Raw genomic sequence first — 17,214 nt, forward strand, 5'->3', positions numbered from 1 at the left:
CGGTGACTGCAGTGCGCCGCCGGCCATGCGCCGGCGGCGTGTCCGCGCGGGCAGGGTTCCGCCGCAACGCTTCCGTCAACGCCGCCGCTTGATCGTGCACCGCCTGTCCTCTGCCCAGCGTTTTTCATTCCACAAGCATCAAGCAAACCCAGGCAAGGATAGCGATGAAGAGCAGCAAACAACGATTGACCCCGCTGGCCGCCGCGCTGGCGCTGGCATTGGGCGGCGCGCACGGCCATGCGTGGGCGGCAGCGAAGGCGGACAAGGCCGATGCGGTACAGATGCCGGCCATCAGCGTGTTTGGCGACGCCATCAGCGCCGGCACGGCCGGACGCTCGTATATCACCAGCGCCGACATCGAACGCCAGCAGGCCGACAATGTCGCATCCTTGCTCGACACCTTGCCCGGCGTGGACCTGGCCGGTACGGCCCGTCCCAGCGGCCAGAGCCTCAATATCTGGGGCTTCAACAAAGTGCAGGACGTAAAAGTCATCCTCGACGGCGTGCCCAAGGGTTTTGAAAAATACCGCCAGGGTTCCATCTTCATCGAGCCGGAACTGATCAAGCAGATCGAAGTGAACAAGGGCGCGCATACGAGCTTGTACGGCAATGGCGGCTTCGGCGGCGTCATCACGGCCGAGACCAAGGATGCGCAGGACTTGCTCGAAGGCGGCGAGAGCGTGGGCGCCATGCTCAAGTACTCGCGCCACTCGAACAATGCAGAAAACGACGCCACCGTGGCCGTCTACGGCCGCACCGAAGACGGCCGCTTCGACGCGATGGCCTTCACCACGCGGCGCAAGTCCGACGATTTGCGCAAGCCTGACGGCAAGCCATTCCGCTTTTCCGCCATCGACGCGCCATCGAGCCTGGCCAAGCTGAATATCCGGCTGACGCCGGAGCAGCTGCTGACCCTGACGGCGATGAAGAGCGGCAGTTCGGGCTGGGGCCCGTTCGCCGCCATGGGCGAGGACGTGCCCACGCCGACCGAGGCGGAAATCAAAAAATATGGACTGGAAGAGGCGTGGCAGCGCAAGGCCGTCTACCGCGACCAGGACGACGACACCTATTCCGTGAAGTGGCAGTACGCGCCGCAAGATAATCCATGGATCAAGCTGACGGCCAGCGCCGGCTATTCGCACACGGACCAGCATGACAAGCGCCTGCCATCGGCTTCGCCGGGTTCCTACCTGGGCTCCCTGGGCAACGAGAGCTGGGCCTCGTACGTGGACCGCATCGCGGAAGTGCGCAACGAAAGCGTGTTTGCGACGGGCGCCGTGTCGCACGTGCTGCAAACGGGCCTGCAATGGCACAAGAATGTGCGCGACACCCTGATGTACTACCCGTCGTCGACGGCGTTGAAGGACCCCAGCTACAACTACGGCTACTTCCAGCCCTACTACATGCCGGCCGGGCGCCAGGAAACGACGGGCCTGTATCTGCAGGATGCGATGACGTATGGCGACCTGACGCTGACGGCGGCCTTGCGCCACGACCGGGTCGTCTCCGAGGGCGTGCCGAACAAGGCGCCGCGCTACAACAGTCCGCTGGCGGCGGCCGGCCACGACTTCAGCGAAAAGGCGCACGAGGACTGGTCGCCCCGTCTGGGCCTGTTCTGGAAGGCGTCCGGCACGCTGGCCTTGTTCGGCGACTTGAGCCGGACCTGGCGCGCGCCCACGATCGACGAGATGTATTCGAACGAATACTATGTGTCGTCCAGGCTCGGTTCATCGACGCCGGGCACCAGCCGCGACCTGGCTGTCGAGCGCGTGACGGCCGTGCGCGCGGGCGCCATGCTGCACCGCCAGAACGTGTTCATGGAGCGCGACGACGCGCAGTTGCGCCTGACGGTCTACCGCAACCGTGTCAGCGACAATATCGGCCCGCGCCTGGGCGTGCTGGTCGAAGGCTACGAGCCGGGCTCGGGCAAGGTGCCGCCGGCGCTGTCCGACTACCGCAACCTGGCCGGTTTCCATACGCAGGGCGTGGAAGTGGAGTCCTATTACAATTCGCCGCGCCTGTTTGCCAGCGCCTCGCTGTCGAAGCAGCGCGGCACGCGCACCGGTTCCCAGCGCGACCCGTGGGGCCGGGGCGAACCCGTGTCGACCATCGCGCCCGATAAATTGATGGCGGGCCTGGGCTGGCGCATGCCCGACCTGGGCGCCAGCATGGGCTGGCAGGGCCGCTTCGTGGCGAAGCAGGAGCGCGTCCTGCCGGTGGGGAACGTGTACCGCCTGCCGCCGTCGAAAGGCTATGCGCTGCATACCCTGTTCGCGTCATGGAATGGCAGGCAGGGCGTGTGGCGCGGCACGGAGGTGCGGCTGACGGTCGATAATGTCTTCAACCGCAATTACATGCCCTACCTGAGCGAAGCGGTCACCGGTGTGGGGCGTAATGCGAAGTTGAGCGTGTCGAGAAAATTTTGATTCGCTTTGAGAACGGCGGGCCGGAGACGCGGGCCCGGAGTGCCTTTTTTTGTGACTTGGGCCTACTCCCGGTCCGTTGCATGTTCCGTTGAACTTCCAACTTCCAACTTCAACCGTCAACGTAAAATGATCGCCTTGACCGTTTCCCATGCCGTGCTGCCCGAGTGCGTGGCGCGGACCTGGTTGCGGCCCGCTTCCTTGGCCACGTACAGGGCGCGGTCGGCGGCGACGAACAGCGCTTCGCGGTCGTCCAGCTGGTGCGGGCGGATGGTCGCCACGCCGATGCTGACGGTGATCCACGGCGAGGTGCTGGAGCGCGGATGCGGCAGTCGCAGCGCTTCGATGCTGGCGCGGATGGCCTCGGCCAGGTGCAGGGCGCTGGCCGCGTCCGTATCGGCAAACAGCAGGACGAATTCCTCGCCGCCGTAGCGCGCCGCCAGGTCGCCGGAGCGGCTGGCATGCGCATCGATGGCTTGCGCCACCTGCTGCAGGCAGCTGTCACCGGCCGGGTGGCCCAGGCTGTCGTTGTACAGCTTGAAGTGGTCGACGTCGAGCACCACCAGCGACAGGGCGCCGCCGCCGCGCACGGCGCGCTGCCACTCTTTTTCCAGGAAGCTGTCGAAATGCCGGCGGTTGGCTATTTGGGTCAGCGGATCGAGATAGGCGGCGCGCTGCAGCGCGTCTTCCGACTGCTTGTGGTGCGTGATGTCGTGGAGCAGGCCGATATACAGGGGCTGGCGCAGATACATGGGCGTCAGGGTCAGGTCCATGCTCAGCGCCGCGCCGTTGCGGTGGCGGATCGCCACTTCGCGCGTACCGTGGTTGTGCGCCTTTTCCGGATTGGCCGCGTGCATGGCGAAGTAGTCGAGGTATTCCTGCGTCACGAGGGGGCTGAGCAGCTCGCCGATGAAGCGCCCGGCCAGTTCGTTTTCGCGGTAGCCCAGGTATTGGTCGCAGGCCGGGTTGGTGTACTGGATGCGCCCGTTCGCCTCGATGATCAGCAAGCCCTCGGCCATGTTGTTGACGATGGTGCGCAGGCGCTCGGCCTGTTCCTGCTGGGTTTCATTGTTGCTGCGGATTTGCAGCTGGGCGCGCACGCGCGCGCGCACTTCGGCCATGCGCAGCGGCTTGCTGATGTAATCGACGGCGCCGCAGTCGAAACCGGCCACCACGTCTTCCGTTTCCGTCCTGGCGCTCATGAAGATGACGGGGATGCGCTGCGTCAGCGGATGCTGCTTGAGGCGGCGGCACGTCTCGATGCCGTCCATGTCCGGCATCATCACGTCGAGCAGGATCAGGTCGGGCTGGGCGCGTTGGGCGATCGCCAGCGCCCGCTCGCCGGACGTGGCAACATAGGTTTGATAACCCTGTTCGCTCATCAGCTTGCGCAGCAGCTCAAGGTTGGCCGGCGCATCGTCGACAATCAAAATGGCGGCTTCATGCCGCTGGGAATACTCCACACTGCCTGGACTCATTGCTTCCGGCCTTCTCGATGTACTCTGCGCTGCCAGCGTTTGCTGCATTTTCGGTGATGCTGACCGGGCTCAAATCTGATGCAGCGGTCAAATCATACCGCCTCGCCAATTTTTTGGGTGAAAAAATCGATGCTGCGCGAGGCGTGAAAATATTATTTTTATGCTATCTTTAAAAATAAATAAACGCAGTTGCTATCGTGAAAGCTGTTTTTAAACGGCAAAGATGCGTGCTCGGTGGCGCCGGGGCAGCGGGGGGGCACGCCCCGCAGTTGCGGGGCGTGGAGAGTGCGATTACATTTTTGCGGCGATCAGTTTGCCCAGGATGGCGATGCCTTCGCGGATGCGTTCCGGCGGCACCGTCACGAACGACAGGCGCAAGGTGTGCGTGTCCGGCGTGTTGGCATAGAACGGCGCGCCCGGCACGAAGGCGACCTTGTTGGCGATGGCTTCATCGAGCAGTTTCATCGCATCGATGTGTTTCGGCAGGGTGACCCAGATGAACATGCCGCCTTCCGGCTTCGTCCAGGTGACGCCGGCCGGGAAGTGCTCTTCCAGCGCCGACAGCATGGCCTGGCACTGGTTGCCGTACAGGCTGCGGATGCTGGGGATATGCCGCTCCAGGAAACCATCCTTGATCACTTCATGCACGACCATCTGCGTCAGCTGCGAGGTGTGCAGGTCGGCCGCCTGCTTGGCCAGTTCCAGGCGGCGTACCAGCGGCATCGGCGCCACCACGTAGCCGAGGCGGATGCCGGGCGTGAGCACTTTCGAAAACGAGCCCATGTAGATGACGCCGTCCGGATTCATGTTGATCATCTTCGGATACGGCTCGCCGCTGTAGCTCAGGGCGCCGTACGGATCATCCTCGATCAGCGGCAGGCCGTGGCGGGCGCAGGTTTCCACCAGTTCCACGCGGCGCGCCACGGACAGGCTGCGGCCCGTCGGGTTCTGGAAGTTCGGCAGCGCGTACAACAGGCGCGCGCCATCGGCGACGGGATCGATCGACGACGGCACCAGGCCTTCGTCATCGGTATCGACGGACACGAATTCGGGACGGTAGACGGAAAACGCCTGCAGGGCGCCCAGGTAGCTGGGGGTTTCCACCAGCACGCGGCTGCCTTCGTCGATCAGCACCTTGCCCAGCAAGTCCAGCGCCTGCTGCGAGCCGGACGTCATCAGCACTTGCTCGGGCAGGATGGTGCTGCCATTGCCGGAGAGCGAGTCGGCGATCCACTGGCGCAGCGGCAGGTAGCCGTCGGTGGGGCCGTATTGCAGGGCCACCTTGCCATTGTTCGACAGGACCTTGTCGAAGGCGGTCTTCATTTCTTCCACGGGGAAGGTGGCGGGCGAGGGCAGGCCGCCGGCAAACGAGATGATCTCGGGACGCTGCGTGATCTTCAGGATTTCGCGGATGAACGAGCTTTGCAGCTGTTCCGCGCGTTCGGCAAAGCGCCATTGGATCGGATTCGGATTTTCAATTTTCATACGAGTCTCACAGAAGATGCCGAGCTGCGCCGGCTGGATTTGTTGGCCCGCTTGTGGCGGTGCGTGCGCAAGCGGCGCCGGATAGGCGTCGCCATGGTGCTGCGGTATTGTACGGCTTGCACGCCGCCGTGCCCATGCGCACGCGCAACGGCGTTGCAAATGGGCGTCAGGGAAGCTTACTTCAGCTTGCGTCCGATGCCCACGACGGCGATCACGGCGCCGGCAAACAGCAGGCTTTCGCCCGTCAATGGCTCATTCAGCAGCACGGCCGCGCCCACCAGGGAGAGGAAAGGCTGCAGCAGCTGCGTCTGTCCCACGCGCGCCACGCCGCCCAGCGCCATGCCACGGTACCAGAAAAAGAAGCCGATAAACATGGAGAACACGGAGATGTAGGCAAAACCCAGCCAGGCCACGCCGCTGGCCTGCGCCATCAGCGCGCGTTGCGGCCAGGCGTTCCACAGCGTCACGGGCAAGACAAAAGGAACGGCCAGCAGCAGCGCCCAGGAAATCACATGCTGGCCCGGCATCGTTTGCGCCAGGCGCCCGCCTTCGGCATAGCCGAGTGCGGCCAGCAGCACGGCGGCAAAGATCAGCCAGTCGGCCAGGTGGAAGCTGCCGCCGCCCTGGCGCAGCGCGAACGCCACCACCAATAGCGTGCCGAGCAGGGCCATCAGCCAGAACCCTGCGGAAGGGCGCTCCTTGCCGCGCAGCACGGCAAATACGGCAGTGGCCAGCGGCAGGATGCCCACCAGCACGGCGCCGTGCGAGGCGGGCAGGCTGCGCATGGCGATCGACGTCAGCCAGGGAAAGCCCAGCACGCAGCCCAGCGACACAAGCGCCAGCGGCAGCCATTGTTCGCGGCGCGGCAACGGCGCGCGCTGGTGCCACAGCCACAGGCCGGCCAGGCCGGCCGCCACCAGGGCGCGGCCCAGGGCGACAAAGGTGGGATCGAGTTCGGCGACGGCCATGCGCGTAAAAGGCAGGGTCAGGCTGAAGAGGGCGACGGCGATGAGGCCCAGCAGCAGGCCTTTGCGGTCGGCGCCGAGGCGGGGAGGATGGCTGGCGGGGGCGGTACTGGTAGTCGATGGCATGTTTTTCCTGATACTGGCTGATAGGTGTGCGGGGTGCGCGGCAGGCGTGGATTAATTTCTGCCGTACTGCTATCCTAGGGTGCAATAGCAATACAGTACAAATACACTTTCACGCATAATTTCACATACTGTCATGGCCATATGAGCAATACACTTCCTTTGCTGTCGCGCGCCTCGGGCGAAACCCTGATCGACCAGATCGCGCGCTCGCTGGCGGCGCGCATCGACGACAAGCTGCTGCGCGGCGGCGCGCGCATGCCCTCGATCCGCCAGTGCGCCGCCAGCCTGGAGGTGTCGTGCGCCACGGTGGTGGCCAGCTACGACAAGCTGGTGGCGCGCGGCTACCTGGAATCGCGGCGCGGCGCCGGCTTTTTCGTGCGCGAGCGCTCGCCGCTGAACACGCCGGCGCCGCCCCCTGGCGCGCAGGACACTGCGGCGCAGCCGATGGATGTCGTCTGGCTGATCCGAAACATGTTCCGCCAGACGCCGGTCATCCCCGCGCCCGGCACCGGCATGCTGCCCGCCGAGTGGCTCGATGGCGACCTGGTGGCGCGCGCCCTGCGCGACGTCAGCCGCCAGCCGGGCAGCCTGCTGCTCGGTTACGGATCGCCGCAGGGTTTTTTGCCGCTGCGCCAGCAGTTGCAGCTGAAACTGGCGGGCCTGGAAATCGCCTGTCCGCCCGAGCAGATCGTCACCACGGTGGGCGTGATGCAGGCGCTGGACCTGGTGGCGCGCGAGTTTGCCCGCCCCGGCGACACTATTTTCGTCGACGATCCCGCGTATTGGCTGATGTTCGGCGCCTTTGCCGCCATGGGCATGCACGTCATCGGCATCCCGCGCCTGGGTGACGGCCCCGATATCGCCGTGCTGGCCGAGCTGGCGGCCCTGCACCGTCCTAAGCTGTACGTGATCAATTCGGTGCTGCACAACCCCAGCTCGACGTCGCTGTCGGCGGCCAAGGCGTTTCAGGTGCTGCGCCTGGCCGAACAGCACGATTTCCTCGTCGTCGAAGACGATATCTATTGCGACATGCATCCCGGCGGCGAGGTGCAGCCGGCCACCCGCCTGGCCGCGCTGGACCAGCTGCGCCGCGTGATTTACCTGGGCGGCTTTTCCAAGAGCCTGTCGGCCAACCTGCGCGTGGGCTTCATCGCCACCTCGCCGGAATGGGCGCAGCGCCTGGCCGACCGCAAGATGCTCGCCACCCTGACCACCAGCGACATCGGCGAGCGCGTGGTGTATAAAATCCTCTCGCAAGGTCTGTACCGCAAGCATGCGGAACGGCTGCGCGCGCGGCTCGACAAGGTGCGCGAGGGCACGTACCGCCGCGCCGAGCGGGCCGGCCTGCGTTTCGATCCCGCGCCAGCCGGCATGTTCATCTGGGCCGATGCGGGCTGCGACACGAATGTGCTGGCCGAAAAGGCGCTGGCCGAAGGCCTGGTGCTGGGGCCGGGCAGCCTGTTTTCGCCGCGCCAGCTGCCGTCGACCCGCATGCGCCTGAACCTGGCCACGGTGCAGGACGAGCGCGTCTGGGATTTTTTCGCGCGCGCGCTGGGCTAAAACTGCACATTTGCCGGGGGCTCTTGAAATCGCTTGTACCATCCCCAACTCCGTAGAATCCGTCCCATCCACAAGACTATGAGGTAAAAATGGCTGTCTCCGAAAAGCAAACCCTGGGTTTTCAGACCGAAGTGAAGCAAATGCTGCACCTGATGATCCATTCCCTGTACTCGAACAAGGAAATCTTCCTGCGCGAATTGATCTCGAACGCGTCCGACGCGGCCGACAAATTGCGCTTCGAAGCGATCGATAACGACGCCCTGTACGGCAACGATCACGAATTGAAGATCAAGGTCAGCTTCGACAAGGATGCGCGCACCATCACCATTTCCGACAACGGCATCGGCATGACCCGCGACGAGGCGATCTCGCACCTGGGCACCATCGCCAAGTCGGGCACCAAGGAATTCTTCGGCAAGCTGTCGGGCGACCAGCAGCAGGACGCGGCCCTGATCGGCCAGTTCGGCGTGGGCTTCTATTCCGGCTTCATCGTCGCCGACAAGATCACCGTCGAAACGCGCCGCGCCGGCGTGGACGCTTCCGAAGGCGTGCGCTGGGAGTCGGCGGGCGAAGGCGATTACAGCATCGAATCGATCGACAAGCCGTCGCGCGGCACGGACATCATCCTGCACCTGCGCGAAGGCGAGGACGAATTGCTGTCGAGCTGGAAGATCAAGTCCATCATCCGCAAATACTCGGACCATATCTCGCTGCCGATCGTGATGCAGAAGGAAGAGTGGGACGACGAGAAAAAAGAAACCGTCCTGAAGGACGAATTCGAAACCGTCAACCAGGCCAGCGCCCTGTGGGCCCGCAACAAGGCCGACATCACGCCGGAACAGTACGACGAATTCTACAAGCACGTGTCGCACGACTTCCAGTCGCCGCTCACGCACACGCATAACCGCGTGGAAGGCCGCAGCGAATACACGCAGCTGCTGTACATCCCGGCCAAGGCGCCGTTCGACATGTGGGACCGCAACAAGCGCGGCGGCATCAAGCTGTACGTCAAGCGCGTCTTCATCATGGACGATGCCGAGCAGCTGATGCCGACCTACCTGCGCTTCGTGCGCGGGGTGATCGACTCGGCCGACCTGCCGCTGAACGTGTCGCGCGAAATCCTGCAGGAATCGCGCGACGTCAAGGTGATCCGCGAAGGCTCGACCAAGCGCGTGCTGGGCATGCTGGAAGAACTGGCGAACGCGGACGAGCAGGACAAGAAGGACAAGTACGCCGTCTTCTGGAAGGAATTCGGCCAGGTGCTGAAAGAGGGCATCGGCGAGGACGCGGCCAACAAGGAACGCCTGGCCAAGCTGCTGCGCTTTGCCTCGACGGCCAACGACAGCGACGAGCAAGTCACTTCGTTCGCCGACTACGTGGCGCGCATGAAGGAAGGCCAGGACAAGATCTATTACGTCACGGCCGACAACTACGCCGCCGCCAAGAACAGCCCGCACCTGGAAATCTTCCGCAAGAAGGGCGTCGAAGTGCTGCTGCTGACGGACCGCGTCGATGAATGGATGCTGTCCTTCCTGCAGGATTTCGAAGGCAAGGAACTGGTCTCCGTCGCCAAGGGCGGCCTGGACCTGGGCGCGCTGGAAGACGAGGCGGAAAAGAAAGAGCACGAAGAAACGGAAACTTCATACGCCGACCTGGTGGGCAAGATGAAGACCGTGCTGGCCGACAAGGCCAAGGACGTGCGCGTGACGTTCCGTCTGACCGATTCGCCAGCCTGCCTGGTGGCCGATGAAAACGAATTGTCGGGCAACCTGCTGCGCATGCTGAAGGCGGCTGGCCAGAGCGCGCCGGAATCGAAGCCGATTTTGGAAATCAACCCCAACCACCCGCTGGTGACGCGTCTGAAATACGAAGACGCGGAAGGCGGCAAGTTCGGCGACTGGGCCAACATCCTGTTCGACCAGGCCATGCTGGCCGAAGGCGGTTCGCTGGCCGACCCGGCCAGTTTCGTCAAGCGCCTGAACGAGTTGCTGCTCAATACGGCGAAGTAATCGCCACCGCATGCCTAAAACGTAGGTCGGATTAGCGCAGCGTAATCCGACACGGCGGCGGTGACCGATGTACTGAAGCCGGCCCTTTCCTCGTGGAAGGGCCGGCTTTTTTCATGCGCATGCCTCAAGCCCTGGCCGCGGCGACTTCAGGCATAATTGCCCCTTGTTGAATTTAATTCGTCAATGGCCGGCATGGCCGTTGATGCAGGAGCCTGTCATGTCAGTGAGTACCCGCGACGCCCTTTTGAAAAGCGCAGAAATCCACCTGCGTTCGAAAGGCTACGCCGCTTTCAGTTATGCCGATTTGTCCGAAGAAATCGGCATACGCAAGGCCAGTATTCACCATCATTTCCCCACCAAGGAAAACCTCGGCGTGGCCTTGATCACGCAATATATCGACGTGTTTACGGAAAAGCTGCAGGCGATCGATGCCGCGCATGCCGATCCGGTCGAACGCCTGCGCGAGTTCGGCGGGCTGTTCCTGGCCAGCGCCAACGACCATTTGCTGCCGCTGTGCGGCGCGCTCGCGGCCGAAATGGCGGCGCTGCCCGAATCGCTGCAGGCCTTGGGCCGGCAACTGATGGCGCAGCAGCTGGACTGGATGGAAAGCAATCTCGTGCAGGCGGCGCAGCTGCACGGCTGGACTTTGCGGAAGCCGCCGCGTGACTATGCCTTCATGCTGCTCAGCGCATTGGAGGGCGCCAGTTTTATCGGCTGGGCCCTGGGGCCTTCGACCGATCCGCTGGCCGCTTTCCATTACATGCTCGACAATCTGGCGTAGCGCGGGCCAGCCCGCTCAGGCAAACAGGGCGGGTTTGGCGACCATGAGCGCGCAGATGGTCAAAAATACGGCCAGCTTGAGGCACAGCCAGATCCGCAGTCTGGCGCCCGCCTGCACGTATCCCTGTTCCACCTTCTCTTCCACCTTGTCCGCCCAGAAATGGTCGATGGCTTGCGCGCCGATAAAAAGCGTGAGGGACAGCCGCATCCAGCCCATGTGCAGCCAGGCCCACTGTTGCTGGTACAGCAGGACCAGCCCGCCGGCAAGCACTATCCAGCCTGCGACGGCGATCTGTTGATGGAGTTTATGTAATGTATCGCGGCCGGCGGCATCGCGCATCAGGTTCAGCAGGCGCGGCGTCAGCATCATCGGGCCGATGAAGGCGATGGCGGCGACGACGTGCAGTATCATCAGGAATGTATAGGTGTTCATGGCGTTCTCGTATCGGCAAAGACGGTTGTTTGCGGAACGTTTAGAATAAGTTTTACTACCCACTTTCGCTACTCGCATTCATGGCAAAAACTGCAGCGCATGCGGAGCCCCGCAAGCGGCCGTCCCAGGCCAGATCGGCCGCCACCGTCGCGGCGATGGTGGAGGCGGCTGCTCGCATTATTGAGGTGCGGGGCTGGGCCGCGTTGACGACGAATCATGTTGCCGAGCTGTCCGGCGTCAGCATCGGCTCCCTGTACCAGTACTTCCCGTCGAAAGAGCCGCTGCTGGCCGAACTGGTACGCCGCGAACGCGCGATGCTGCTGCGCGACGTGGGTCTAGCCATGGCGCTGGAGGGGGAACTGCCGCTCGCGATAGAACAGGGTGTGATGGCCGGTCTGGCGCACCAGTTCAGGCGCCCCGCGCTTGCCCTCGCGCTGGAATCGGCTCCATCGTCGCCATCCTTGCAGCATGAGGACGAGGCCTTGCGGCAGGCGCTTGCCGGCCAGCTCGCGGGGCTGCTGGCGCGTCATGGCGTCGCCGATGCTGATATGGCCGCCGCCGACGTGATTGCGCTATGCCGCGGCATCATCGACGCCGCGTCGCTGCGGGGAGAAACCGATATGGCGTCGCTTGCCCGGCGCCTGGGGCGCGCGGTCCATGGCTACCTGGACACGGCGGGACCTGCCAGGGAAGCTGCCGCCAGCGCTTAAGGGAGGATGCAGCCGTCCAGGCCACACATCTCCCCGGCCGATGCGGCCAGGTTCTCCCGGGATTGCGCATGGAGGTTCTCCAGCGCCTGCAGGAATACTTCTGGCGGCTGCGCGCCGGAAATGTGCGCTCCATTGCCAAAGACGAACAGCGGCACGCCGGAAGCGATGCGCGATGCGCTGCGCTCATCGTCCTGCACCTGCTGGCGCAATTGCGGTGTCGACCACGCGCGCTGCACCGCCTCGGCAGGCACGCCCGCCTGCGCCGCGAGCAGGGCGAGGGAATCGTGGTCGAACAGCGATTTTCCGTGCGAAATACTCTGCTCATACAGCACTTCGACCAGGCGCTGTTGCAAAGCCTCGTCGCTGACGGCCTTGACGAGCATGTGCGCGTCCATGGTGTCGCCAAACAGCATGGTGTCGAAGCGGTAGTCCAGGCCTTCGGCCGCTCCATGCGACTGCACCGAATACAGCATGCCCTCGGCGGCCATCGGATCGCGAAATTTTTTCAGCAAGGCTGCCTTGATCGGTTCGGCCTGATGGTTCGGTGCGATGCGGTAGGCGCGCAGCCTGACCTGCACGGCGTCCCTGTGTTCGAAAGCGGCAAGGGCCTTCTCGAATCGGCGCTTGGCGATCCAGCACCAGGGGCAGACGAAATCGGACCAGATGTCGACGACCAGCGCTTGTGTGTTGTTTTTCATGGTTGCTCCTTGAGTGGCCGGCTCGGCGTGCACGCATGCCAGGCCGGCTGATGCGGCGGTATCAAGCCTTGTCGAACGCGTCCAGCACGTGGGTGCTGTAGACAACGGCGGCGCCCGCATTGAGGTTGATCGCCACGCCGAGCGCCTCGGCAATTTCTTCCACGGTCACGCCCAGCTTCTTGGCGGCGGCAGCGTGGAAGGCGATGCAGCCGTCGCAGCGCGTGGTGACGGCCACTGCCAGCGAGATCAGTTCCCGCGTTTTCGCGTCGAGATGGTTGGTCTTGTCGCCGGCGCCGCCCAGTGCGGCGATGCCTTTCATGGTGTCGGGCGTCAGTGCGTTCAATTGCATCGCACGCGTGTTGATGTCTTGCCGAGCTTGTTTCCAGTCTTCCATGATTTCCTCGCTATGTAGGCGCTTGCGCGCGGGTTGGTGGCTAGATGATTCCCGGGATGGGTATCAGGCCTCGATTACTTCCAGGGTGGGCCGCATGCGGATGGCCTTCGAGAAATTGGCCAGGTTGACCGACGTTTTGGTGACGGCCTGGTGCAGCGCCTCGACGCGCTCGCGCGAGGCATCCGTGCGCAGCCGCACCACGTAGCTGACTTCGTCGTAGCCGGGATTGACGCTCTCGTCCAGGCCGAGGAAGCCACGCAGGTCCAGCTTGCCGTCCGTTTCGATTTCCAGGCTGTGCACGGTGATGCCCATGGCCGCCGCATTGGCTGCGTAACCGACTGACAGGCAGGCGTTGAGGGCGGCCATCAGCAGCTCTTGCGGATTGGGCGCCGTGTTTTGGCCCAGCAATTCATGCGGTTCGTCCGAGGCGATCTCGAAATGGCGCGCATGCTTTTCACCGCCCAGCACATAGTGGCTGACGGTGGCCACGCTGCGCGTCTGGTGTTGCCAGCGGGTCTTGACGTTGAAACGCACCTCGCCCTTGTCGGGATGCCCTGCCACGCCCTGGGCGAATTGCTGCAATGCTGCCACGTTGATGCCATTGAGCATATTGCTGGCAGGCGCCGCGCCATACGCGGGATAGTCGGTATAACCGTGGGACGGGGCGCCGCTGGCGCCGTAATAGGTCGAGCGGTCGCTGTCGGCCAGAGGCCAGTTGTTTTGCATGCGCTCCACCAGATCCGGGTTGGAGATGAATGGCATGCCGAAGGCGATCAGATCGAGGTCGCCTTTTTCCAGTTCGCTGCGCGCCAGTTCCTGCGTGAAGCCGCCCGCGCCGATCAGGGTGCCGTGATAGTCCTGGCGGAATTGCGCACCAAAGCCGGCTGGCACTTCCGCCGCCGTGATGGTCGGCTGGTAGTTCAGGTGCACATAGGCCAGCTTCCTCGTATCGAGTGCCTGCGCAACGCTGCTCCACACCTGCGCTTCATCGGCATAGGCGCGCATGTCGTACAGGCGGCCGAATGGTGAGATGCGTACGCCGACCTTGCCGCTGCCGATGGCGGCCGACAGCGCGTCTATGGTCTCGAGCAAAAAGCGCTGGCGGTTGGCGATGCCGCCGCCGTACTGGTCGGTGCGCGTATTGACGGCGCTGCTGAGGAACTGGTCGAACAGGAAGCCGTTGGCGGCCATGATCTCGATCCCGTCAAAGCCAGCGTCGATAGCGACTTTTGCCGCATGCACGAAGTCGGCGGTGACGCGGGCGATCTCGTCGACGCTCAGCGCGCGCGGCACGCTGGGCAGCACCGGTCCGGCCTTGCCCGGTTCGATCCAGGCGTAGACGGTGGTGTTTTCCGCCGCCACGTCGCTGGGGCCGACGGGCGCCGCGTTGCCCGGCTGGATAGATACATGTGACATGCGGCCCACGTGCCACAGCTGGGCGAAGATCTTGCCGCCCTTGGCATGCACGGCATCGGTGACCTGGCGCCAGCCCTGGCCCTGCGTGCTGCTGTAGATGCCGGGCGTGTACAAATAGCCGCGGCCTTCATCGGAGACGGGCAAGCCTTCGGTGACGATCAGGCCGGCCGAGGCACGCTGGGCGTAATACAGCGCGGTGAGCGCATCGGGATTGTTTTCGAGCGTGCGCGTGCGCGTCATCGGCGCCATGACGACGCGGTTGGCCAGGGAAATGCCGGACAGGTCATAAGGGGTGAACAGTTGATGCATGTGATGCCTCGCAAATGGTCGAATGCGCCGTGGCGCGGAAGGATTGCCGGGTGAAATACCGGGTGTGAAATAAGTCTACCATCTAGTAGGTAGGCAAGTCAACCGGTCGCATTGCCGGCAAAAATCGCTATGATGCGGCTTTGCACGGGACGATACGGATGATTGCCATGAAAAACCGCCTGATGGCGGGCCTGGGCGCGCACGCGCTGGGCTGCCTGCTGTTTATTGTGTTGAGCTGGCTGGGGTTTTACCTGTACACGCAGCTGTTTGGCAGCCTCGGCTCGCGCGGCGTGGCGGGCGGCTTGGCCCTGCTGCTCGTGTTTTACGTGTATGCGGGCACGAATCTGCTGCTGGCGCTGCTGCCGCCCGGCAGGTGGAAGCCTGCGCTGTGCGCCTTGCTGGGCGCGGCCGTGCTCGCGTATCTGCTGCCCCAGCATCCGCTGCGGGCCATCTACTTCAGCGTGCTGTCGGGCGGCTTGAGCTGGCTGGCCGTGCTGGCCAGTGCGCGTTTAAGCAGATATTTGCGCGGCTGACAGGCCCGCAATGAAAGCGGCGACGGCGCCGGCGGCCGCTTCCGGCGCCGCCTGCAACAGCATGTGCGGCGCGGCGATGTCGACCAGTTGCGCGCCCGCTGCCTGCCGCAGTATCTGCACGGCGTTCGCCGGCGGCACCAGGCGATCGTGGCGGGCGCGCAGATACAGCACGGGCAGGCTGCCGCGCGCGAAGCTGCGCGAGGCGTCGGTTTCCAGCACGGCGCGCAGGCGCTGGCGCAGTACGCTGGGCGGCACTTGCGCCAGCGCCGCTGCCAGTTCATTCTGCAGCTGCGGCGTGGAGTGGGGCGCCAGCAGCGCCTGGCGCAGGGCGAAGCCGGGCAGGGTGCCAAAGGGCACCAGGCCGAGCAGGTGGCGCAGCGGCGCGAGCATCGGGCGCGGATTGCGCACGAACGAACAGCACAGGATCAGGGCTTGCATGCCGGGCGGCGGATCGGCGCGCAAAGCTGACCCCAGCGGTCCCGAAAACGATTCTGCCAGCACGATGAAAGGGCGGTCCTGCGGCAAGCGCGCGCGCACGAATGCTTCCAGCGCCGCGTAATCGAGCGGCGCGGCCGGGTAGGCGATGGCCTGGGTGTCGATGGCGCTCTGCGCGCGCAAGGCGGCGTCAAAACGGTGGAAGAGCCGGGCCGTGCCATCCATGCCGGGCAGGAGGACAAGCAGTGTCGAGGCGTGGGTTGGTGTCGTCATTGCTGCCATCATAACAGCCGCACCGGCGCACCTGCCGTCCGCCTGCCGCACGGCATGGGCACTGGCATCATGCTAGAATCGCCGGCGCGCCATGCGTGGCCAGTGGCCACTGGTAGCGGCCAAATCCCCCGACAGACAGAATCATGCATATCATCTTTTCGAATTACCGCACCCTGGGCGGCGCCTTGCTGGCGGCGGCCTGCCTCCTTTCCCAGCCTGCCCGCGCCACGGCGGCGCCCTTGGCACCGGCGGGGAAAAGCCTGTCGTCCCTGCTGGCCGGCGGTCCCTTGCCGCGCCTGAGCGAAGACCCGCAAGTGCGCGCGGCCCTGTTCGATTTCTTCGGTTACGCGCGCGGCAGCTACACGGAAAACGATGAACTGCTGCTGGCACAGGCGCTCGAAGCGATCAGCGAAAAGCGCGACGCCACGCGCGCCGTGCTGGCCGATGGCCGCCAGTTGCTGGCGTCGATGAATGACCGCAAGCAGGGCCGCGAACGGGGCGCCATGCTGCTCGACAAACGCGGCGTCATCATCGCCTTTGGCCTGGTGAACGGGCATTGCCGCCTCGAGGGCCAGCCGCTGGCGAAAGTCTGCAATCCCGATCCGAATGCCGTGCTGACGGTGTTCCACCGCAAGGGCATGCTGGTTGGCGACGCTGCACCCCTGCTGGCCTGGGCCCGGCAATTGCCGCCCATGCTGGCGCTGATCGCGGGCGACAAGGAAGCGGGCGCCGACGGGCAGAAGATCGCCAGCGTCGAATACGTGCTGGCGCAGCCGGCCCTGCCGGGCTGGAACCGCGCCCAGCTGCCGCCCGCGTATCCGCCGGCGCTGCTGCCGCTGCTGCTCGATAAATCCACGGTGCTGACGTCGGCCGGCGCCGGCGTGTTTGCCTATCCGCTCACGCTCAAGGGCAAGAAGCAGAACAATGTGCTGGACCATGCGGAAGGCCGTCCGCCGCGCGACCTGGAAGTGGCGCTGCGCAGCTATGCCAGTTTCGACACGGTGGTCGAGCGCTACCGCCAGCTGGCCAAGGGCGCCAGGCTGCAGCGCAACGAGCGCACGGCCTACCTCGATGGCGACATGGGGCAGGGCAGCTACCGCGTCTACATCCGCAATACGGGCGCGGACGGCGTGATGATCGACGTGGCGCTGTGGCAGCGCAGGCTGGCGGCGGGCCGCTGATTTCAG

15 protein-coding genes and 1 pseudogene are annotated in these 17,214 nt (G+C 64.4%); 7 read left to right on the forward strand and 9 right to left on the reverse strand.

Going from position 1 to position 17,214, the window contains the following annotated elements; translation table 11 throughout:
• Positions 1-164 precede the first annotated feature (164 nt).
• The gene (locus IGS60_RS21560) at positions 165-2,426 is read left to right on the forward strand and encodes a TonB-dependent hemoglobin/transferrin/lactoferrin family receptor (RefSeq protein ID WP_230506171.1); all 2,262 of its coding nucleotides are present in this window, start codon (positions 165-167) and stop codon (positions 2,424-2,426) included.
• Between the two features lie 116 nt (positions 2,427-2,542).
• Here IGS60_RS21560 and IGS60_RS21565 read toward each other — a convergent pair whose 3' ends face one another.
• The 3 genes from IGS60_RS21565 to IGS60_RS21575 all read right to left on the reverse strand — a co-directional run bounded on the left by IGS60_RS21565 (position 2,543) and on the right by IGS60_RS21575 (position 6,477).
• Positions 2,543-3,901, reverse strand: coding sequence for a diguanylate cyclase (locus tag IGS60_RS21565; RefSeq protein ID WP_230506172.1), 1,359 nt, complete (start codon positions 3,899-3,901; stop codon positions 2,543-2,545).
• A gap of 291 nt (positions 3,902-4,192) precedes the next feature.
• Positions 4,193-5,386, reverse strand: coding sequence for a PLP-dependent aminotransferase family protein (locus IGS60_RS21570; protein WP_070288853.1), 1,194 nt, complete (start codon positions 5,384-5,386; stop codon positions 4,193-4,195).
• Positions 5,387-5,562: 176 nt separating this feature from the next.
• Positions 5,563-6,477, reverse strand: a complete 915-nt coding sequence (locus IGS60_RS21575; protein ID WP_230506173.1) for a DMT family transporter — start codon at positions 6,475-6,477, stop codon at positions 5,563-5,565.
• A gap of 141 nt (positions 6,478-6,618) precedes the next feature.
• Here IGS60_RS21575 and IGS60_RS21580 point away from each other — a divergent pair, with 141 nt between their 5' ends.
• From IGS60_RS21580 to IGS60_RS21590, 3 genes are all read left to right on the forward strand, one after another.
• Positions 6,619-8,037: a PLP-dependent aminotransferase family protein gene (locus tag IGS60_RS21580; RefSeq protein WP_230506174.1), complete on the forward strand. Its 1,419-nt coding sequence runs from the start codon at positions 6,619-6,621 to the stop codon at positions 8,035-8,037.
• Between the two features lie 89 nt (positions 8,038-8,126).
• Positions 8,127-10,046 carry a molecular chaperone HtpG gene (gene htpG / locus IGS60_RS21585; RefSeq protein WP_230506175.1) on the forward strand — a complete coding sequence of 640 codons (1,920 nt, stop codon included), beginning with the start codon at positions 8,127-8,129 and terminating at the stop codon, positions 10,044-10,046.
• Positions 10,047-10,263: 217 nt separating this feature from the next.
• Positions 10,264-10,827, forward strand: a complete 564-nt coding sequence (locus IGS60_RS21590) for a TetR/AcrR family transcriptional regulator (RefSeq protein ID WP_121668991.1) — start codon at positions 10,264-10,266, stop codon at positions 10,825-10,827.
• A 15-nt stretch (positions 10,828-10,842) separates the two neighbouring features.
• On the opposite strand, the gene IGS60_RS21595 is transcribed toward IGS60_RS21590, so the two are convergent.
• Positions 10,843-11,259, reverse strand: a complete 417-nt coding sequence (locus IGS60_RS21595) for a hypothetical protein (RefSeq protein ID WP_162995607.1) — start codon at positions 11,257-11,259, stop codon at positions 10,843-10,845.
• Between the two features lie 80 nt (positions 11,260-11,339).
• On the opposite strand from IGS60_RS21595, the gene IGS60_RS21600 reads away from it, so the two are divergent.
• On the forward strand, positions 11,340-11,969 hold the full coding sequence (locus IGS60_RS21600) for a TetR/AcrR family transcriptional regulator (protein ID WP_230506176.1): 630 nt from the start codon (positions 11,340-11,342) through the stop codon (positions 11,967-11,969).
• On the opposite strand, the gene IGS60_RS21605 is transcribed toward IGS60_RS21600, so the two are convergent.
• The 4 genes and pseudogenes from IGS60_RS21605 to IGS60_RS21620 form a co-directional block, all read right to left on the reverse strand.
• Positions 11,966-12,667, reverse strand: a complete 702-nt coding sequence (locus tag IGS60_RS21605; RefSeq protein ID WP_121668994.1) for a DsbA family oxidoreductase — start codon at positions 12,665-12,667, stop codon at positions 11,966-11,968. The two genes, IGS60_RS21600 and IGS60_RS21605, sit on opposite strands and share 4 nt — an antisense overlap.
• A gap of 61 nt (positions 12,668-12,728) precedes the next feature.
• Positions 12,729-13,061 (reverse strand): carboxymuconolactone decarboxylase family protein, encoded by a 333-nt coding sequence (locus tag IGS60_RS21610; RefSeq protein WP_121668995.1) that lies wholly within the window; start codon positions 13,059-13,061, stop codon positions 12,729-12,731.
• Positions 13,062-13,124: 63 nt separating this feature from the next.
• A complete protein-coding gene (locus IGS60_RS28395; protein ID WP_268994174.1) occupies positions 13,125-13,670 on the reverse strand; it encodes an OsmC family protein in 546 nt (181 codons plus the stop codon).
• A gap of 21 nt (positions 13,671-13,691) precedes the next feature.
• Positions 13,692-14,786: pseudogene (locus IGS60_RS21620) on the reverse strand (alkene reductase); the annotation flags it as partial.
• A gap of 167 nt (positions 14,787-14,953) precedes the next feature.
• Between IGS60_RS21620 and IGS60_RS21625 the strand changes: the two are divergent.
• Positions 14,954-15,319, forward strand: coding sequence for a hypothetical protein (locus IGS60_RS21625; RefSeq protein ID WP_230506177.1), 366 nt, complete (start codon positions 14,954-14,956; stop codon positions 15,317-15,319).
• Here the strand turns inward: IGS60_RS21625 and IGS60_RS21630 are convergent.
• Positions 15,296-16,027 carry an alpha/beta fold hydrolase gene (locus IGS60_RS21630; protein WP_230506178.1) on the reverse strand — a complete coding sequence of 244 codons (732 nt, stop codon included), beginning with the start codon at positions 16,025-16,027 and terminating at the stop codon, positions 15,296-15,298. The two genes, IGS60_RS21625 and IGS60_RS21630, sit on opposite strands and share 24 nt — an antisense overlap.
• Positions 16,028-16,170: 143 nt before the next feature.
• Here IGS60_RS21630 and IGS60_RS21635 point away from each other — a divergent pair, with 143 nt between their 5' ends.
• Entirely contained in the window at positions 16,171-17,208 is a 1,038-nt protein-coding gene (locus IGS60_RS21635) for a hypothetical protein (protein WP_230506179.1), read from the forward strand.
• Positions 17,209-17,214 lie beyond the last annotated feature (6 nt).

Origin of the sequence: Janthinobacterium sp. FW305-128, assembly GCF_020858135.1 — a bacterium.
GTDB lineage: Bacteria > Pseudomonadota > Gammaproteobacteria > Burkholderiales > Burkholderiaceae_D > Janthinobacterium.

Bases quoted from the DNA above. Each gene is read 5' to 3' on its own strand.
- IGS60_RS21560 (WP_230506171.1), top strand. From the start codon at position 165: ATGAAGAGCAGCAAACAACGATTGACCCCGCTGGCCGCCGCGCTGGCG.
- IGS60_RS21565 (WP_230506172.1), bottom strand. From the start codon at position 3,901: ATGAGTCCAGGCAGTGTGGAGTATTCCCAGCGGCATGAAGCCGCCATT.
- IGS60_RS21570 (WP_070288853.1), bottom strand. From the start codon at position 5,386: ATGAAAATTGAAAATCCGAATCCGATCCAATGGCGCTTTGCCGAACGC.
- IGS60_RS21575 (WP_230506173.1), bottom strand. From the start codon at position 6,477: ATGCCATCGACTACCAGTACCGCCCCCGCCAGCCATCCTCCCCGCCTC.
- IGS60_RS21580 (WP_230506174.1), top strand. From the start codon at position 6,619: ATGAGCAATACACTTCCTTTGCTGTCGCGCGCCTCGGGCGAAACCCTG.
- htpG (WP_230506175.1), top strand. From the start codon at position 8,127: ATGGCTGTCTCCGAAAAGCAAACCCTGGGTTTTCAGACCGAAGTGAAG.
- IGS60_RS21590 (WP_121668991.1), top strand. From the start codon at position 10,264: ATGTCAGTGAGTACCCGCGACGCCCTTTTGAAAAGCGCAGAAATCCAC.
- IGS60_RS21595 (WP_162995607.1), bottom strand. From the start codon at position 11,259: ATGAACACCTATACATTCCTGATGATACTGCACGTCGTCGCCGCCATC.
- IGS60_RS21600 (WP_230506176.1), top strand. From the start codon at position 11,340: ATGGCAAAAACTGCAGCGCATGCGGAGCCCCGCAAGCGGCCGTCCCAG.
- IGS60_RS21605 (WP_121668994.1), bottom strand. From the start codon at position 12,667: ATGAAAAACAACACACAAGCGCTGGTCGTCGACATCTGGTCCGATTTC.
- IGS60_RS21610 (WP_121668995.1), bottom strand. From the start codon at position 13,061: ATGGAAGACTGGAAACAAGCTCGGCAAGACATCAACACGCGTGCGATG.
- IGS60_RS28395 (WP_268994174.1), bottom strand. From the start codon at position 13,670: ATGCTCAATGGCATCAACGTGGCAGCATTGCAGCAATTCGCCCAGGGC.
- IGS60_RS21625 (WP_230506177.1), top strand. From the start codon at position 14,954: ATGAAAAACCGCCTGATGGCGGGCCTGGGCGCGCACGCGCTGGGCTGC.
- IGS60_RS21630 (WP_230506178.1), bottom strand. From the start codon at position 16,027: ATGACGACACCAACCCACGCCTCGACACTGCTTGTCCTCCTGCCCGGC.
- IGS60_RS21635 (WP_230506179.1), top strand. From the start codon at position 16,171: ATGCATATCATCTTTTCGAATTACCGCACCCTGGGCGGCGCCTTGCTG.